Origin of the sequence: Clostridium beijerinckii (assembly GCF_018223745.1) — a bacterium.
GTDB lineage: Bacteria > Bacillota > Clostridia > Clostridiales > Clostridiaceae > Clostridium > Clostridium beijerinckii.
The window spans coordinates 380,465-398,489 of sequence record NZ_CP073653.1 but is presented as its reverse complement, the minus strand read 5'-3'; the positions used below and the strand labels follow the sequence as shown (position 1 = coordinate 398,489).

Genomic DNA, 18,025 nt, shown 5'->3' with positions numbered 1-18,025 from the left:
ATCACTTTTTCATTTTTAAGTAACCTAATTAACACTATATATTCCTAAATAACCTTTATATGATTCCAACTAATTTACTTGAAACACATTAATCTTTTAGCATTCTTACTATATATTAAATAATTCATCTCTTTTAGGTGCTTCAACCTCTATTTCAATATCATCATCTATTAATAATGCTCCACTCTCACATATCTTTCCTATTATACTAGCCTCAATTCCACTTTCATTTAGAAGTTTTATAAGCCCTCCACCATTTTTAGTAGTAATAAGCATACTCCCAGATGATATGAGCCTAAGTGGATCTATTTTGAATTCTTCGCAAACCTTTTTAGTTATATCCAACATTGGTATTTTCTCTTTAAATATTTTAAAGCCTTTATTTGATGCCATAGCAACCTCAAAAAGTCCTCCAAGTAGTCCTCCTTCTGTTATATCATGCATTGAATTAACGCCAAATTCTCCGCCTATTTTTCCTTCTCTAAGAACACTTAGCTTATTGATTAAATTACTTCCAAATTCTATCTCTTCTTTTGATAAAATTTTCTCGATTCTTGCTTTATGGTCATTTATTAAGATATATGTGCCCTCTAACCCTAATGTTTTAGTTACTATTATGTCATCTCCTAATTGCGCTCCTGCAGTTTTTACAGATTTACCTTTTAAATTCTTTCCTATCACTGTTACGGATATAACCATCTTATTTACTGCACTTGTTACTTCTGTATGTCCTCCTATAATCTCTACATTAATCTTAGCTGCTTCTTCATTAATTTCCTTCATGATTTCGTTTATCTCTTGTAATGTTGATGATGTTGGCGCCAATATTGTAACTAAAATACCTATAGGCTCTCCACCTGCTGATGCTATATCATTACAATTAATATGTACTGCTAGTTTCCCAACATTCTCACTTGCTCCTGTTATCGGATCTGTAGAAAATATTCCTTCATATTCTCCAAAATCAATAATAGAGCAATCTTCTCCAACATCATTTCTAATTTTTACCTCCTTTCTCTTAATTGTTTTATTATTTAATATGATATTTCTCAAATCCTCGAAATCTAATTTTCCTTCCTTCATTATAAAAAATCTCCTTTTATTTTTATTTTATGTACTTTTTGTTTACAAATTTCATATTAATGAATAAGATGAGAATTTTATGAGAGGTGTTATACATTGAGATATATAGGACCATTTTTTAGGATGAACAGTCTTTCCCAAAAAGAAATTAGTGGTCAACTTTTTTACTTATCCAAAGAATCAATAAAGACTTTGGTTCTAAACTCTAAATGCGGAATTTTAGCTCAAACTAGAGCTTCAAAAAAATCTCCTATAGAAGATATTAGCATATTAAATAATTTTTCTCCACTATTATGCTTATATAGAAAAGCTTCACCGTTATTTATTCATAGTAAAAGCAGCCCTAGTTTTGATGAGGCAAGTTTTAAAAAGGAAATAAGCCCTTCTACTAGTGCTCTTATGACTTTATGTTTACTTGAATTAAGCGAATATTATTCACATTATAGTGATGGAAAAAGAAATATAGTATCTCTTGAGAAACCATTTAAATTCCTTGCTAGAGAGCAGTTACAATTCTATTCTGAAAACTTACGAAATAATGAAGGCTTATTTGTAGATAAAAAAAATATATCTGATGGAAATTCTAAGGGATTTTCTTTAATAGATAAAGATGATAAATTTAAATTTTCAGATCAAGCTTTTATGATGGCTGCTTACTTACTATACTCACATTATAATGATAGTGATGAACTTAGCAAAGATTATGCTGCATTTTCAAACGAAATTCTAGATATGTTTAAAACTTATAATTCTGTATTATATGATTTATCGTTTAGTGAATGTATACAAATTTTTCTCGCTCTAAATATTCATTATAAATATTCGTGTTCACAAAATGCGAAAGAATTAATTTTAGACTTGGGTGACTTTTTGATTTCTAAATTTCAAGAAAAAGATTACTATATTGATTCTATAGATGATTGTGCATTATTTTCTATCTGTCTAATGGAAGCTTATAAACATACAGAAATAATTTCTTTTAAAGAATTCTCTAAAGAGATTACTGAAAAACTGATTAGTTTATATGATACAGATAAAAATATATTTATAAAATTGTCTGATAAGAAAGATAGTAAATACTCTTGCATTGAAATTAATCTATATCTTTTATGTTTACTTATGTATTCATTTCAAGAAGACAGGATTTCAGAACTACGACCTATTATTTCTGGTCTTTATAGAAAATTCTTCGTAAACGGCGGACTTTTAACGAGTTGGCCTGAAGCTCCAACCTTAGATGAGGTAGAACGATATAAGAAATTAAGCCTACGTTCTAATGATATGTTAGATGAAATATATTTTAGAATGCCAGTATTACCTACTCCTAAAAGCACAGGTTTAGCTCCTGTATTTGTTAAGAGCTTAAGTTATTCAAAGAAAAAAGATTCATTAAATACTAAAAGGACTTCTTTTGATAGTAATAAAAATATGTTCAACTTCTTTATGATTATCTACCTTCTTAAAGATATGGTTGAAGACTTTATGGAATTTATCCCACCATTAGGATTAGAAAGACTCTCTGATTTAGATAACTCTGTTGACGCAAATACTGATTCTGCAATAACTGACACAAAAGAAGATAACTCTAAAAATCCATTAGCTACATCTAATCCAGAGAGTAATGTAAGTAACTTAAAGACACAATTAAACTTATCAAAATCAGAAGACCCTGTTAACTTTAAACAACCTGTACTTAATAGTTTTAATACTTTCAAAAAAAATACTAATATAGCTTCATTAAACAATGATAGTACGACTAAAATTAATCATTCTTCTAAAAATAAAAAACTAAAGAAAAATAAAGCACAACATCCACACAGTAAGAAAAAGTTTTAAGATTCATAGATATGGATATTACAAAAAACTATCCTTATATGTAAATCAAAATATAAGATTTACATATAAGGATAGTTATAATACGTTGTATTGAAAACATATGCTCTAGACAATTATTAATCTTAGCCATAAGACTATTCCTATTGGATTGTAGCAAAATTTATATTACCATTTCCATCTAATTTTAGATCTGATATCTTATCAGAAATTGCTATATTTTCATTATAAAACACCAACGGAAGAATATCGTAGTTATCAAATAGATTTTCTTCTAAGTTTGAATAATCTCCACTATTCTTAGTGCTTAATAACTTTTCCAACAATTTATTCTGGTCTTCAGTTAGATATTTTTTAAAGTTATTATAAAAATCTGTTTTGTCAGATGAATTGGCATTATTATTAACCAAAATCATATCGTATCTTTTTTTCAATTCTTCATCTTCGAATTCTTCTTTTACTAAACTATATTTTATTGTTATATTTGTATTATTTTTAAACCAGTCTTCGATTGTTCTACATAAGATTCTATTCTCATCAGTATCTTCACATAGTAATGTTAATATCTTAGGTTTGTTCCATTCACCTTCTTTATTGCTAATAACTTTCCTTGCTTGCAATTTTGTTAGGTCCTGTTTATCCTCCCTAAAAAAACTTCCCTCTGCAAGTTCAAATTCTTTATTATTTGAATTTTGATACGATTCTGTAGCTTTACATACATCATTATAAATATCTCTTCTTCCTTGAAGAGGAATAGAGTTACTTTTACTGTTAATGACTAAATATGTTCCTTTTGTTTCTGGAAGTGTTATTAATTTTTTCTGCTCTGATAATTTATTAAGTTCACTTTCTGGTGGATTTATTACAATATCCCTTTCTTTGACTTCATATGATGCCATAGATGTTTCTACACTATCATCATTTAATATTTTAATAGTATCTATACCACTTTTATTATTATTCTCATTTCTTTTTAAGACAACCTGATCTTTGTTAAATGAATCAATCTTATAATCACCAGAGTAAATTAATGTACTATAACTATTTTTCATATTACGCCACATGATTAAATATTTTCTTAGTGTATACTGTGGTTTGGTCAATTCACTTAAGAAATTATCATCCGCTTTATTCAATCTAATGATAACAGAATTCTCATTTCCTTTTATTGCAACTCCAGTTTCATATACAACTTTCCCATCTCTGAATTCTTTTGCTCCATAAACATTAAGCAATGCTTGTATATTCTCTTCATCTTCTTCTTTAAGTAGCTCTTTAAAAAAAGTAGCTATATCATTGGGAGTTATTTTACTTCCGTCACTCCAAAAAATATCATCTCTAATTTTAAACTCATATTGAATGCCATCCTTGCTTTTTGTAATTTCACTTGCCAAAGATGGTACTATTTTATTATCCACATCTTTAGAAACCAGCCCTTTGCTTACTGCACATATAATATCCTCATGACGTTTAGATAAATTAGTAACCTTTTCTAAATCTTCTGGGATTTCATTTATACCATAACTTATCGTTTCTTGTGAATCATCACTAGATGCATTGTTAATTTCTTTGTTCACAAATCCTAAACAAAATAATATTATAAAACTTAACATAATTGCATAGAAAAAAATTTTTTTCATAATTACACCCTTTGCCTTAATTTATATTAAGAATTATTTCCACAATTTACTTTATCTAATCAAAAAACTGACTCAAATGTTTTGAAATAACTTTGAGTCAGTTTCTTAATTAAAAACTTCTGACGCAAATCAACAGCTGCTAAGTTGATTTTAATCAATATTTTATTACTTAATTAAATTTATCATAAAGAAAATTAAAGAAATTGATATTAAAAAGCTTAAGATACAATATACTATTCTCTTTTTTCCTGTCTCGTTAATAAGAAACCTAATTGCTAAAATTGCCATAGTGATACAGACTCCAAGTTGTATCGGTAAGTATGAATTAAAAATCTGGCCAACATAATAAAATTGATATGTTGTCAAAAAAGTACAAATTATTAAGATGCTTGTTATAAAAGCTGATATAAATTCAAGCAAATTTATTAATTTTTTCATACTCTACCTCCTTAGCATTTCTTCAAACTCATCTTCTGAAAGGATCTTTACTCCTAATTCCTCTGCTTTGGTTAATTTTGACCCTGCAGCTTCTCCTGCTATTACATAATCCGTTTTTTTACTAACACTTCCCGCAACCTTTGCTCCTAAGCTTTCAAGTTTATCTTTTATCTCAGTTCTAGAATAATTCTTAAGTGAACCAGTTGCAACAACAGTCTTTCCTTCAAAAGCACTTGCTATCACTTCTTTTTCTTCATATTTAGGACTGACACCTAAAGCTAATAATTCTTCAATTGTTTGTAAGACCTTTTCCTCTTTAAAGAAAGCCACAACCCCTTGAGCAACTATATCTCCGACATCCTGAACTCCAACGAGTTCTTCAAATGTTGCATTTTTCAAGCCTTCTATAGATTTAAATCTGCTAACTAAATCTTTTGCAGTCTTTACTCCTACATTTGGAATTCCTAAGGCATATATAAATGCGTATAACTCACAATCTTTACTTTTTTCGATAGCTTCCAGAAGATTTTGTGCTTTCTTAGCTGCAAACTTTTCTAATCCTATTAAATCCTCTTCTTTCAGTTTATACAAATCAGAAATAGATTTAATATTAAGTTTTTCAAATAATTGTTCCGCTGTTCTTTCTGAAAAACCAGCTATATTCATTGCTTCTCTTGAAGCATAATGAACTATAGTTTTAACTAATTGAGGCTTACAAGATAAAGTATTTTCACAAAAATAATGAGCCCCATTTAACACTAAATGACTGCCACAAGCGGGACAAACTTCTGGAACTGTTATTTCCTCTGAACCTTCTAAAGATTCTGGTACTATCCCCATTATCTCTGGTATAACATCGTTACTTCTTCTTACGAAGACTTCTGCACCTATTCTAACGCCTTTTCTCGCAATATCATCCATATTATTTAAAGTCGCTCTTTTAACAGTAACGCCTGCAAGTTCCACTGGCTCTAATATTGCTGTTGGCCCAACTCTACCACTTCTTCCAACATTCCATTCAACATCTAAAAGTTTAGTTGTTGCTTCTTGGGCTTCAAATTTAAATGCAATCGCCCATTTAGGGAACTTTACTGTATATCCTATTAATTCTCTTGTTCTAATATCATCTATTGCAATTACTAATCCATCTATATCATAATTTAAATCAAATCTAATATCTCTTACATAATTTATCTCTTTCTCAATTTCTTCTATAGAAGTACATACCCTTATATAATCATCAACAGGGAGCCCTTGCTGTTTTATAAACTCCATCATTTCCATATAAGTTTTAAATGGAGTTCCTTCTTTATAGCCTACATCATAAAAGAAAGCCGAAAGATTCCTTCGTGCAGTTTCCTTTACATTTAAGTTTCTTAAAGCACCTGCAGCCCCATTTCTTAAGTTCTTTAGTGGTGTATCAGAAGTCTCATTATATTTATTAAACGCTTCTTGCGTCATAATAGCTTCTCCATGAACTTCTAAAATATCATTGCTATTAATTTTAAGTGGAATTGATTTTATTGTTTTGACCTGTGCTGTAACTTCTTCACCGACACTTCCTGTTCCTCTTGTTGCAGCTATTTCAAGTATACCTTCAGTATTATATGTTAAGTTAATTGTTAACCCATCGAATTTCTTTGTAACAACATACTTTAGATCAGGCAGATTTTCTCCTCTACCCCGAGCCTCTTCTACAAACTTAACATTTCTATTATGCCAATCTATAATTTCTTGCAAACTTTGCGCTTTATCTAAGCTCCAAAGCCTTGCTTTATGTGTATACTTCCTAAATCCTTCTAGCACTATATCCCCAACTCTTAATGTAGGCGAATAAGGAAGTACATATCCCGTTTCTCTTTCTAGTTCTTGAAGTTCGTAGTATTTTTCATCATAGTCCTTGTCGCTTACAGATGGACTATCTAAAGAATAATATTCATATGAATATCTATTTAACTTTTCAACAAGTTCTTTTATTCTTTCAATCTTATCCATATTGGCCTCCAAATCTCCACTAAATCATTTTAAGTTTTGCAAAAGATAATAATAATGACTTAACCCCTTGTTTATCGAACGCAACCGTTAATTTCTTATCGTTACCTGAATCCTGGATAGCCACAATTGTTCCTTTTCCAAACTTTTCATGAATTACTTTTCTTCCAAGGGTTGCTTCACTAACAGATATATATTCTTTAGCCATTTCATTCATAGTACTTCTATCAATTACATTATTAATACCGCCATTATTAAGAGTATATGCTCTATTGCCTGTAACACTATTTCTTAAACTGTGTGGATTAGTGTAGGAATTACTTTGCATAAGCTTTTCCCTGCTTTTAGCACTTTCCTTTTTAACTCCAACATATTCTTTTAAGTCTGGCTTTATTTCATTAATAAAGTCAGATTGAGGATATGCTACTGTTTTACCAAATACTCTCCTAACCTCTGCCGAAGTCATAAACAATGTCTGTTTTGCTCTAGTTATACCAACATAACATAATCTTCTTGACTCTTCCATCTCTGATTCTTTTTCAAATGACGCATTCCCTGGAAAAATACCATTTTCCATACCAACCATAAATACAACGGGGAACTCCAACCCCTTTGCACTATGGATTGTCATTAATACTACTGCATCATCTTCCTCTTCAATCTTATCCGTATCCTGAACTAGAGAAACTCTCTCTAAATAAGCAGATAACGATTTGTCTTCATTGTTCTTTTCAAAATCAGCTGCATCTGAAACAAGCTCTTTTAAATTTTCAATTCTACTCTTGTCTTCAATTTCATTTGATTCCTGTAATTGTTTTAGATATCCAGTATCTTTTAATATTGATTCAATAAGTACTGAAACAGGGACTGTCTCACTGAGTTCCATGAAATTTTCCATGAGCGCAACAAAAGGTTCAATTGTTGAAACATTTCTTGACGTTAATGTCGGAATGCTCCTTACTTCAGCTAATGCGTCCCATAAATCAAACTCAAAGCTGCTTGCAAATTCTTGAACCTTTGCAACAGTTGCATCACCAATGCTCCTCTTAGGTACATTTATTATTCTTCTAATGCTAATATCATCTTGAGGATTAACAATAACTTTTAAATATGCTAATACATCTTTTATCTCTTTTCTGTCATAGAATCTTGTGCCTCCTACTATTTTATAAGGGACTCCCTTCCTTCTAAAACTTTCTTCAAAAATTCTCGACTGAGCATTTGTTCTGTATAGTATAGCAAAGTCATTGTAATTTTTATCTTCTTTATTCTTTATATCTAAGATTTGTTTACTAACAAAGTCTCCTTCATCACTATCAGCATAGGCCCTATATATTTTAATTTTATTTCCTGGCTCTTGTTCTGTCCTTAATACTTTACTTTTTCTATTTGCATTATTAACAATTACTACATTAGCTGCACTTAGTATATTTCCTTTTGATCTATAATTTTGTTCTAGCTTAATTACTTTAGCTCCTGGATAATCTTTTTCAAAATCTAATATATTTTGAATATCCGCACCTCTCCACTGATAAATACACTGATCGTCATCTCCAACAACACATATGTTCTTATATTTTGAAGCAAGTAACTTAACCAACTCATACTGAGCACCATTAGTATCCTGATACTCATCAACCATGATATATTTAAATTTATTTTGATAAAACTCCAATACTTCAGGATTATTTTTGAAAAGCTCAACTGTTTTGAAAATTAAATCATCAAAATCCAACGCGTTGTTTTCTTTTAATCTCTTTTGGTACATTTCATAAACATCTGCAATTTTCTTTTCCCTAAAGTTAGCTTCATTTTCTAACATAAAGCTTCTAACACTTTGCATTCTATCTTTGGCTTTTCCTATCTTTCCCATTATCTCTTGTTCTGTTATATCTTTATCATTAATATTAAGTGTTTTCATGCACTCTTTAACTAATGTCTTTTGATCTGAGCTATCGTATATAGTAAAACTGCTCTTGTAGCCTATCTTATCTATCTCTCTTCTTAGTATCCTAACACAAGTTGAATGGAAAGTGGATATCCACATATTTTCTGCTCTTTCACCAATAAGTGCCTTAACTCTATCCTTCATTTCCTTTGCTGCCTTATTTGTAAAAGTAATAGCTAATATACTGTAAGGTGCAATATCTAAATCTTCAATCATATGTGCCATTCTATGTGTCAAAACTCTTGTTTTACCTGAACCAGCTCCAGCTAAAATAAGTACCTGCCCATCAATTGTAGTTGCCCCTTCATATTGTTCTTTATTAAGTAATGATTTTAAATCCATTTACTTATTCCTCCTTTCCCAATCCTTAAATATTATACCATATGTGCTTATGTTTAAATCATTAACCTAACTAAAATATTATTTTAATTGCATATATTCAAACTTATATTCTAGGTTAGTCTATATCTACTTAGAAAAATTATAAATTTTTAGGAATAAAAAACACTTGATATTTTAATCAAGTGTTACTCACGCATTACTTAGTAATTTAATACTTTTACTCATCATATATTAATCACTCTAACTTTTGTAATTCACCAATATAAGGAACTATATTCTAAAGTTTAAGATGTCTTTTTCTAATACCGATGAAATATTAACTAGTTTTTTTGCTGTGATAGAAAATTCATTTGTTATAGCTGCTTGCTCTTCTGTAGCGGCTGTAACCTCTTCTGAAAGGGCTGATATTTCTTGCGATTTTGAAGCTATATTTTCAACTGTATTTAAGATCTTATTTCTTCCTTTCATAGTTTCTTGAAGTACCACATGAACCATATTAATATCACTAGGAATATTATTAACCTTGCTAATAACTCCTTTAAATGAGGTTGTTACAGTATTAATATCACTTTTACTTTCTTCTACTATTTTAGTTACGACTTCTGTAGTATTAGAAACATCGTGAGTCTCTTTCATAACTGTATTTATTAATTGAGTTATGCTTTTTGATGAATTTAATACTTCTTCTGCAAGCTTTCGTATTTCTTCTGCCACTACTGAAAATCCTTTTCCAGCCTCCCCTGCTCTTGCTGCCTCAATGGATGCATTTAATGCTAAAAGATTAGTTTGTTTTGCAACTCCATTTATAACATCAACTATGGAATTAATCTGAGATATAGTGCTATCTAAATTTTCAACCTTTGCTCTTGATACTGAAAATGAATTTAACATATCATCGATAGTGTTCGCTAGCTTATTTATAGTTTCTACTCCCTTATTTGTATCCTCTCTTATTACCTTTCCACCATCAGCTAATAATGTCAATTTATTATCCACATTATCTAAATCTACTGAAAAACTTTCTAATAAGCTAACAGCATCTTCTAACGCTTCTGCTTGCTTTATACCTTCTTGAGATACGCTAGTTACTGAAGTTGCGATTTCTTCACTAGAGGATGCTACAGTGCTGCCGCCAATTTCAATATCCTTTGATAGTTTAGCCAAACTTTCTGATATTACTTTTGTTTTTCTAACAAGCTCCCTCATGCTCTTTCTAGTTTTACTACTTGCAGCTGCTAATTTTCCTATTTCGTCTTTACCTGTAATTTTATATTCTGCTGTAAAATCTCCATTTCCTGCTTTTTCAATAACATCCTTAATAATTTCTATAGGTTTCGCAATCCGCTTTCCTATATATACTCCTGCAACAGCTGCTAATATCAATACTACTATTGCATAAATTATACTTTTTATAATAGTGCTTCTAATAGACTTTTGCATGTTATCAACAGAAATTCCAATTGAAAGAGCGTATCCTATATCATCTCCGTCTTTGACAGGAACTGTTACATTATATGCAGGAGTCCCCTTCCATTCGTACATATATGCTCCTGTATCACCTTTAAATACTGCATCTAATCCTGTTGAATCAATCTTCTCTCCAATTGATTCCTTCGATGTTCCTGCAACAAGAGTTTTATCACTTGATATTACACCTATGTAGCATAATTCTCCATCTGAATATTTATATGTTTGATCTATTATTCCCTGTATTTTATCTGTATTTGTAACTCCTACACTTTCTATATTTGCTTTTATATTATTAACTAAAATTATTCCATCTGCTTTCATTTGGTTTTGTATTCCATTTACCATTTGGTATGAAAAGAAAGTTATACAAATTAAAGTTATTATTGCTGCTATTAAAACAAAATTAAAGATTAATCTTTTTCTTATTGAATTAAACATATTACCCCTCCCTAATATTTTAGTATCTACCTTAATATCTTAATTATAATTTCTATATGTTTTTTATATTTCATTTAGTACCCGAAACGAATCTTTTCAGCACATACTTCGTTCGCGTACGAAGTATGTGCCAACTTTAAAAACATTTTATTTACATTAACTTATAAAACTCTTTAGTTTTACACTCCTATGACTTCTGTAACTCCAGGAACCTCTTCCTTTAATTTTTGCTCAATAATCATTTTTATTGTCATCATTGCTCCTGGACAATTTCCACAAGCCCCTTGCATTTTTACACTTACAACTCCATCGTTGCTCACATCCACTAATTCAACGTCTCCTCCGTCTCTTTGTAGCATTGGTCTAATTTTATCTAGTGATTTCATTATTAATTCTTCCATATTCTACACTCCTTCTCTTATATCCTTCGTACGCGTACGAATTATCTATTTTTAAAAAATGCCTTTAGAGCATTTTTATTATATTTTTAAGAGCTTTATCTATATTATCTTCAAAGACCTTTTTTTCATCTTCACCAAAATCTTTTAATATTATATCTAGAAATTCTCTTTCCATAACTTGAAGTTTTTGCTTTATAACTACAGCTTCAGGAGTCAAACTTATATATACACTTCTCTTATCTTCGCTACACATGCACTTGTTTATTAACCCCTGACTCTCATACTTATTTATAATGTCAGATAAAGATGATTTTGATATTTTCCATGTGCTTGCTATTTCATTAAAAAGCAACTTCGAACCATCTTCAGGTAATATATCAAATAGTGCTGCGTGATTTTGCAATATAGGTAGTCGCTCATCCTTTATTTTTTTTGTCAAAAATTTGTTGGATGCTTCAACAATTATACTCATTCTTCCAACGATACATTTGTTTTTCATTTTTACCACCTCGTTCGTTCGGGTACGAATTAATTATAGAATCCTTATATTTTTTTGTCAATGCTTTTTTTATTTTATTATAGATTTAAATTTTTATTCTCATTAAAACGCTAATTAAATATCTAATTTCTTTTTTCAAGACCTTAATTCCGATTGATAATTCAGCCCCCAATCATACATAGATTTAATTATCGGTGACATAGACTGGCCAAGAACCGTCAACTCATATTCGACTCTTGGAGGAACTTCCGCATAAACTGTACGTTTTAATATTTTATCTCTTTCAAGTTCACGCAATTGAAGTGTTAATGTTCTGTGTGTAACATTTGGAATCAATTTCTTTAATTCATTAAATCGTTTCTTGCCACCTAATAAACGATATAAAATAATCCCCTTCCACTTACCACTAATTATATTTAGTGTTGTCTCTACTGGGCATGGATGGTTAGGACAATCTGGATATATAACTTGTTCATGCATACTTTTCGCTCCTTTAGTATAAAATAGATACTTAGGTAAGTTCATTTATATTATATATCAAATTTGTGCGTACTTCAATGAAGTATCCAAGTGTGTTAGACTTAACTTATACTTAGATAAGAGGTGATTTTTAAATGAATAACAAAAATAAAGAAATTATAGATGCATTTCAATTTCGTCATGCTTGTAAGCAATTCGACCCCACAAAAACAGTATCTGAAGAAGATTTTAATACTATATTAGAAGCTGGGCGCCTTTCTCCAAGTTCATTCGGTTTTGAACCTTGGAAGTTCCTTGTCATTCAAAATAAATCTCTTAAAGAAAATTTATTTCCTGTATCTTGGGGAGCTCAGAATAGCTTTAATGGAGCTAGTCACTTTGTAATTCTTCTTGCTCGTAAAAAAGTTGATACAATTTATAATTCTGAATATATAACTAAAATTATGTCTGAAGTTCAAAATCTTCCTGAAGATGTAGCCAATCAAAGAAAATCGGCTTTTGAAAGCTTTGAGAAGAATGATTTCAATTTACTTGAAAGTGACCGTACAATTTTTGACTGGGCAAGTAAACAAACTTACATTGCTCTAGCAAACATGCTAACTGTTGCAGCTTTCTTACAAATTGATTCATGCCCAATTGAAGGATTTAATATTGAAAAAGTTGAAGAAATTCTTAAGAATGAAGGTATTTTAGATACTGAACACTTTGGTGTTTCAGTTATGGCTAGCTTTGGATACCGCACTAAAGAACCACATGAAAAAACAAGGCAGCCATTAAATTCTATTGTACAGTGGATATAAATCCATTGAAAGAAAACCATGCATATGAAATAATTTCATTTATGTATGGTTTTCTTTTATAAATATTATAATTTGTATAAATCCTACTAATTTTATTAAAAATAAAAATGAAGTAGATAAATTACAAGTTATATATCCATGTGTTAAGATATTTATTATTATGGTACAATAAATCAATGTATAAATTAAAGCAAACAAACGATTGGAGTGAATAATTTGGAAAGATTAGATAAAATAATTTCTAATTTAGGATACGGAAGCAGAAAAGATGTTAAATCTTTTGCCAAAAAAGGAATTATAGAAGTTGATGGTCTAATAGTAAAAGATAGTGCCATGCTTGTTGATCCTGAAAAATCTGTTATAAAAATTAATGGCGAAGAGGTACTATATCGTAAATACATATATCTAATGATGAATAAACCAGATGGAGTTATATCAGCTACCCATGATAATAGAGATGAAACCGTTATTGATTTATTAAACCTAGAACATCAGGTTTTTGACCCATTTCCTATTGGTAGATTAGATAAAGATACTGTTGGATTATTGTTATTAACCAATGATGGTGAATTAAACCATAGATTGATTTCACCTAAATGGCATGTCGATAAAGTATATTATGCTGAAATAGATAAAAGCGTTGATGAAAAAGATATAAAAGCTTTTAAGGATGGAATTACCTTAGATGATGGGTACAAATGTTTAGAAGCTAAGCTTGAGATATTATCGAGCAATAACGATGGATCCGAAATAAGACTTACAATTCAAGAAGGTAAATTCCACCAAGTAAAAAGAATGTTTGAAGCGGTTGGGAAAAAGGTAACTTATCTTAAACGAGAAGAGTTCGGTGGGTTATTATTAGATCCAGATTTAGAAGAAGGCGAATATAGAGAATTAACAGATGAAGAATTAAGCCTTTTAAAGAGCTATTAACGAATATTAAATAATTTTGCAATAAAATAATTCATTTCTTTCAAAAATATTCACATTTTTTATTAAATCACTTGCATTATTAATAATAATACCCTATAATATTCTTGCAAGGATAAATAAAAGGAATATATAGCCCCCTTTTTATTTATTGCTTATTGCTTATTGCTAAAGCGCAACCTAGCCCCAAGGGTTGCGTTTTTTATTATGGTCTTTTGAAAACATTTACCTAACATTTGAATACGATAACAAAATAAATTTAACTTAAAAATGTACATATTGTTAACAATATTAACAAACAGCAAAGAAACTGCATGAAAAAAGTCATCTAAATGTTACTGATGGTTTTTTTGATGCAGTTTTTATATGATTATAATTATTTTATTCCTTAAAAAATCTAGAATGTAAAACATCCTAGATTCCATTTCTATAGTACCCCATTACCTTCGGAACATAGTTCTGAGTTTCTTGTGGCATTTTATATAAGTCAGAAGCTGATGATACGCCTCTTCTTTGCATAGTTCCAGGCCCTCCATTGTATGCCATAAGAGCCAACTCTGAACTTCCATTGTATTTATCTAAATATTCTTTAAGTAACTTAGTTCCACCGCTAACATTTTGCTCAACATCATATCCATCAGTTATCCCTAAATGTGAAAAATTTTCTGGCATTATCTGCATTAATCCAGCAGCTCCGACACCAGATGTTGAATTAGGATCAAAATCAGACTCCTGCTTAATTACAGCTAATATTAGATTAGGATCTACTCCATATTTTTTAGCTGCATCATCTACAGCCGAATATATTTTCTTAATATCAACTCCACTTTTATTAGATAATGCAGATTCAGAATTTCTTGTAAAACCTATATAATTATTAGTTAAAACCATTGGTATTTCCTCTAAGTTTTGTCCTGTTACATATGTTTGTCCTACTCTAGCTGCATTATTTAAATTTATATTCTCTTTTGAATTTACTTTCTCACTGTTGGTTGTTTCACTTTTTACTTCCTTTGTATTCCCATTTGATTCAGCATTACCATTTTCTTTAGATTTTTTTGATGATTCCAAAAGATTTTTCATAACTAGCTGAAATGCTAAATCTTTTTCACCACTCGTACTATTGCTAGAATCAGAATCTGAATCATTTGTTACTTGTCCATTGCTTAGCATATTCATTGCTAATAATTGCTCATTTGACATTTTATCTAAACCGTCTATCGCCATACTTAAACAACCTTTCTCTAAAATTTATCCTATGTTTATTTTCGAGTTATCCTTTTAAACCTTTAACATAAAATGTTACTTCAGCATAATCCTCATAACTAACTTTTTTATAATAACTTTTGGCTAAAGCTAAAATTTTATATTTCCCTTGAGTAAACGGCATAAAACTATAATAATGCTTTCTACTATATGCTTGCACCTTTCTCCACTCATTATTCTCCATTAAATAAAATTCATAGCAAACATTTTTCCCTCCTCTGCTTATAGCTTCAAATGTAAGCTCCTCATTTACATGGCCTTCTAGTGTATTTGCTATTATATTAGTTTCTATTACAGGGGACGCCTCACTTACATACAAGTTTATCTGCTTCTTAGAATCATACTCACTAGTACATCTAACATTCTTAGCATAAACTTCTATAGTGTATTTACCAGCAGTTTTAGGTATAAATCTCAACTTTTTATTTTTTGAGAACTCTGTTTTCTCAATAGAATGTCCATTAATTTTAGTTTCATATTTCAATAGAGTATTCTGTGTATTTTGAACAATGCATTCAAACTCCACAGCTTCCCCAATCAAATGTGTTTCCTTATAAGGTAATATTATATAATCTATTTCACCCGGTAGATATTCTAGTGCCTTCAAATATATAACTGTTTGGGCATCATAAGATTTATCTGAGTACTTATCCTTAAGTCTTATTTCTACTTCATACTCTCCTGCCTGGTTAGGAATAAAATTTATCCAGTTAGATTTATTATAATCTACTCCCTCTAACCTTCTTCCATCCTTTCTAATTGTGAATGCATATTGGAGCTTTACTCCACCTTCAGCATTCACCGTTATACCAACTGGCTCCCCAACAATAATCTTCTTTTCTTTATCAACTACAATATCTAAAATCTTTACTGGCTTTTCACTCTTTTTCTCTATATTAAATGTAATTCTTTTTAAATCCTCATATTCACCTTTATAAGTAATATCCTTAACATAAAGTATAATGTCATATTCTCCAGCTTCAGATGGTTTCCATACAAATTCACTCTTTTCTATAAAGCCTGTGTCCTCTTTAATGGGTCCATTAACCTGATATCTATATATAACTTTGTTTCCACCTTCTATTTCTGAAGCAAACTTTATACTACTTCCACTTATATTAGGAGAATTCGAATCAGCTACAAAATTATTAATCTTAATCGTTTTATATGGTTTAACACCGTATACCAAAATAGCTCTATCATCATATTCTTTATTTGAAAATATACTTTTTACAAGACATAAAATTCTGTAGCTACCCGCTTCTGTTTCCTTATAATACACATTATTTTTGGTTGAATAATCTTGTATACAAATTGATTTTCCATCTTTATATATTTTATAAAATTTATATAGTAATACGATATCTTCATTACTAACAGATTCTTCAATATTTGTTTCTACTATAAAACCAAGCTTTTCTCCAGCTATTAATGAGTTATTTAAACATTTAAAATTGGTTATTTCTACTTTATCAATTTCTCTTACTTTTAGTGTGATAATTCTATGGTCTTCAAAGGTTTCAGTGGAATCCATTCTTTTACACTGAATTAAAAATTCTTTATTTCCAGACTCGTTTGCTGTATATTTTAAAATATTACTTTTATCATAATCCTTAATTATATCCCATTCATTATTCTTTTTTATATAATATCTATATAAATATACATTCTCATCATCTGTCTTTACCTCAACACAACATTTTTCTCCAACTTTTATTTCCTCTTTATCTATACGGATATCTTTTATAAAACTTGGTTCTATTTGAGCATTGTTTTCAATTAATATTTTATTTAAAACCTCTTCATTATATTGAGTATTATCTACTATATCTTCAACTTCTTTGGTATCATTAGAAGATGATATTTCTTCACCAGCATAGCTATTTGATATTACAACTTCTTTTTCTGCTCTAGAAATTTCTTTAACTTCAAGAAACACCACATTGTCTTCTATACTATTCATTGCCTCTTTAAATTCAATATTGCATAAAATAGGATCTTCTTTTTCAGACGCTAGCAAATTACTTTCTTTATCATTGCAAGCGCTTTTAATTTCTTCATCATTAGTAACATATTGAATACTAGTCTCTTTATCCACAGTATTACTCACTTCCTCTGTCACTATAGAATAGTCCTCTTTGGCTAAATAGTCTAAAGGTTTTTTTCCATCCCTCTCTCTGGCTTGTACCATAACCATATACTCCCCTTCTCTTTTAGGCTTCCATATGCAATAATTTTTTTCTGAAAATTCTTGTATAGTATTCCAAACCCCACCTTTGCCAACAATAAATTTATATTCTAAGTTTTCTATTTCCCCATCTATTTTACCAGATATATTTATCTCCGTGCCAATTTTTTGCGGTGTTTGCTTATCAAAAGCTATCTCAACATACTTTAACTGAAGTTCCTCCATAAATTCATACTCCTCTCATACCAATTCTCAAAATGACCCTTATTATTATATT

14 protein-coding genes are annotated in these 18,025 nt (G+C 29.9%); 3 read left to right on the top strand and 11 right to left on the bottom strand.

The annotated features are described in order from the left end of the window. Window positions 1-108: 108 nt before the first annotated feature. On the bottom strand, window positions 109-1,083 hold the full coding sequence (locus tag KEC93_RS01880; protein ID WP_023976007.1) for an AIR synthase family protein: 975 nt from the start codon (window positions 1,081-1,083) through the stop codon (window positions 109-111). A 96-nt stretch (window positions 1,084-1,179) separates the two neighbouring features. Here KEC93_RS01880 and KEC93_RS01875 point away from each other — a divergent pair, with 96 nt between their 5' ends. Then, entirely contained in the window at window positions 1,180-2,919 is a 1,740-nt protein-coding gene (locus KEC93_RS01875; protein ID WP_077868532.1) for a hypothetical protein, read from the top strand. A 140-nt stretch (window positions 2,920-3,059) separates the two neighbouring features. On the opposite strand, the gene KEC93_RS01870 is transcribed toward KEC93_RS01875, so the two are convergent. The 8 genes from KEC93_RS01870 to KEC93_RS01835 all read right to left on the bottom strand — a co-directional run bounded on the left by KEC93_RS01870 (window position 3,060) and on the right by KEC93_RS01835 (window position 12,564). Then, window positions 3,060-4,556 (bottom strand): ABC transporter substrate-binding protein, encoded by a 1,497-nt coding sequence (locus tag KEC93_RS01870; RefSeq protein ID WP_077868531.1) that lies wholly within the window; start codon window positions 4,554-4,556, stop codon window positions 3,060-3,062. A 165-nt stretch (window positions 4,557-4,721) separates the two neighbouring features. Then, window positions 4,722-4,994: a hypothetical protein gene (locus tag KEC93_RS01865; protein WP_017209848.1), complete on the bottom strand. Its 273-nt coding sequence runs from the start codon at window positions 4,992-4,994 to the stop codon at window positions 4,722-4,724. A 3-nt stretch (window positions 4,995-4,997) separates the two neighbouring features. After that, a complete protein-coding gene (ligA, locus tag KEC93_RS01860) occupies window positions 4,998-6,989 on the bottom strand; it encodes an NAD-dependent DNA ligase LigA (RefSeq protein ID WP_077868530.1) in 1,992 nt (663 codons plus the stop codon). A 19-nt stretch (window positions 6,990-7,008) separates the two neighbouring features. Continuing rightward, window positions 7,009-9,276: a DNA helicase PcrA gene (gene pcrA / locus KEC93_RS01855; protein WP_023976010.1), complete on the bottom strand. Its 2,268-nt coding sequence runs from the start codon at window positions 9,274-9,276 to the stop codon at window positions 7,009-7,011. A 270-nt stretch (window positions 9,277-9,546) separates the two neighbouring features. Continuing rightward, window positions 9,547-11,184 (bottom strand): methyl-accepting chemotaxis protein, encoded by a 1,638-nt coding sequence (locus KEC93_RS01850; protein WP_077868529.1) that lies wholly within the window; start codon window positions 11,182-11,184, stop codon window positions 9,547-9,549. A 179-nt stretch (window positions 11,185-11,363) separates the two neighbouring features. Next, a complete protein-coding gene (locus KEC93_RS01845; RefSeq protein WP_077868528.1) occupies window positions 11,364-11,585 on the bottom strand; it encodes a NifU family protein in 222 nt (73 codons plus the stop codon). A 64-nt stretch (window positions 11,586-11,649) separates the two neighbouring features. Continuing rightward, window positions 11,650-12,084, bottom strand: coding sequence for a helix-turn-helix domain-containing protein (locus tag KEC93_RS01840; protein WP_017209844.1), 435 nt, complete (start codon window positions 12,082-12,084; stop codon window positions 11,650-11,652). 135 nt (window positions 12,085-12,219) lie between these two features. Continuing rightward, window positions 12,220-12,564, bottom strand: a complete 345-nt coding sequence (locus KEC93_RS01835) for a winged helix-turn-helix transcriptional regulator (protein ID WP_023976012.1) — start codon at window positions 12,562-12,564, stop codon at window positions 12,220-12,222. Between the two features lie 134 nt (window positions 12,565-12,698). On the opposite strand from KEC93_RS01835, the gene KEC93_RS01830 reads away from it, so the two are divergent. Together KEC93_RS01830 and KEC93_RS01825 are read left to right on the top strand one after the other, a co-directional pair. Further along, on the top strand, window positions 12,699-13,364 hold the full coding sequence (locus tag KEC93_RS01830) for an NAD(P)H-dependent oxidoreductase (RefSeq protein WP_077868527.1): 666 nt from the start codon (window positions 12,699-12,701) through the stop codon (window positions 13,362-13,364). Between the two features lie 216 nt (window positions 13,365-13,580). Further along, window positions 13,581-14,297 (top strand): pseudouridine synthase, encoded by a 717-nt coding sequence (locus KEC93_RS01825; protein ID WP_017209841.1) that lies wholly within the window; start codon window positions 13,581-13,583, stop codon window positions 14,295-14,297. A 411-nt stretch (window positions 14,298-14,708) separates the two neighbouring features. On the opposite strand, the gene KEC93_RS01820 is transcribed toward KEC93_RS01825, so the two are convergent. Both KEC93_RS01820 and KEC93_RS01815 read right to left on the bottom strand, forming a co-directional pair. Continuing rightward, window positions 14,709-15,521, bottom strand: a complete 813-nt coding sequence (locus tag KEC93_RS01820) for a lytic transglycosylase domain-containing protein (RefSeq protein WP_077868526.1) — start codon at window positions 15,519-15,521, stop codon at window positions 14,709-14,711. Between the two features lie 46 nt (window positions 15,522-15,567). Continuing rightward, the gene (locus tag KEC93_RS01815; protein WP_077868525.1) at window positions 15,568-17,973 is read right to left on the bottom strand and encodes a triple tyrosine motif-containing protein; all 2,406 of its coding nucleotides are present in this window, start codon (window positions 17,971-17,973) and stop codon (window positions 15,568-15,570) included. Window positions 17,974-18,025: the final 52 nt, after the last annotated feature.

Excerpts from the sequence above, each read along its gene's own strand:
- KEC93_RS01820 (WP_077868526.1), bottom strand. The coding sequence starts at position 15,521 with ATGGCGATAGACGGTTTAGATAAAATGTCAAATGAGCAATTATTAGCA.
- KEC93_RS01870 (WP_077868531.1), bottom strand. The coding sequence starts at position 4,556 with ATGAAAAAAATTTTTTTCTATGCAATTATGTTAAGTTTTATAATATTA.
- KEC93_RS01835 (WP_023976012.1), bottom strand. The coding sequence starts at position 12,564 with ATGCATGAACAAGTTATATATCCAGATTGTCCTAACCATCCATGCCCA.
- KEC93_RS01865 (WP_017209848.1), bottom strand. The coding sequence starts at position 4,994 with ATGAAAAAATTAATAAATTTGCTTGAATTTATATCAGCTTTTATAACA.
- ligA (WP_077868530.1), bottom strand. The coding sequence starts at position 6,989 with ATGGATAAGATTGAAAGAATAAAAGAACTTGTTGAAAAGTTAAATAGA.
- KEC93_RS01880 (WP_023976007.1), bottom strand. The coding sequence starts at position 1,083 with ATGAAGGAAGGAAAATTAGATTTCGAGGATTTGAGAAATATCATATTA.
- pcrA (WP_023976010.1), bottom strand. The coding sequence starts at position 9,276 with ATGGATTTAAAATCATTACTTAATAAAGAACAATATGAAGGGGCAACT.
- KEC93_RS01845 (WP_077868528.1), bottom strand. The coding sequence starts at position 11,585 with ATGGAAGAATTAATAATGAAATCACTAGATAAAATTAGACCAATGCTA.
- KEC93_RS01840 (WP_017209844.1), bottom strand. The coding sequence starts at position 12,084 with ATGAAAAACAAATGTATCGTTGGAAGAATGAGTATAATTGTTGAAGCA.
- KEC93_RS01830 (WP_077868527.1), top strand. The coding sequence starts at position 12,699 with ATGAATAACAAAAATAAAGAAATTATAGATGCATTTCAATTTCGTCAT.
- KEC93_RS01850 (WP_077868529.1), bottom strand. The coding sequence starts at position 11,184 with ATGTTTAATTCAATAAGAAAAAGATTAATCTTTAATTTTGTTTTAATA.
- KEC93_RS01815 (WP_077868525.1), bottom strand. The coding sequence starts at position 17,973 with ATGGAGGAACTTCAGTTAAAGTATGTTGAGATAGCTTTTGATAAGCAA.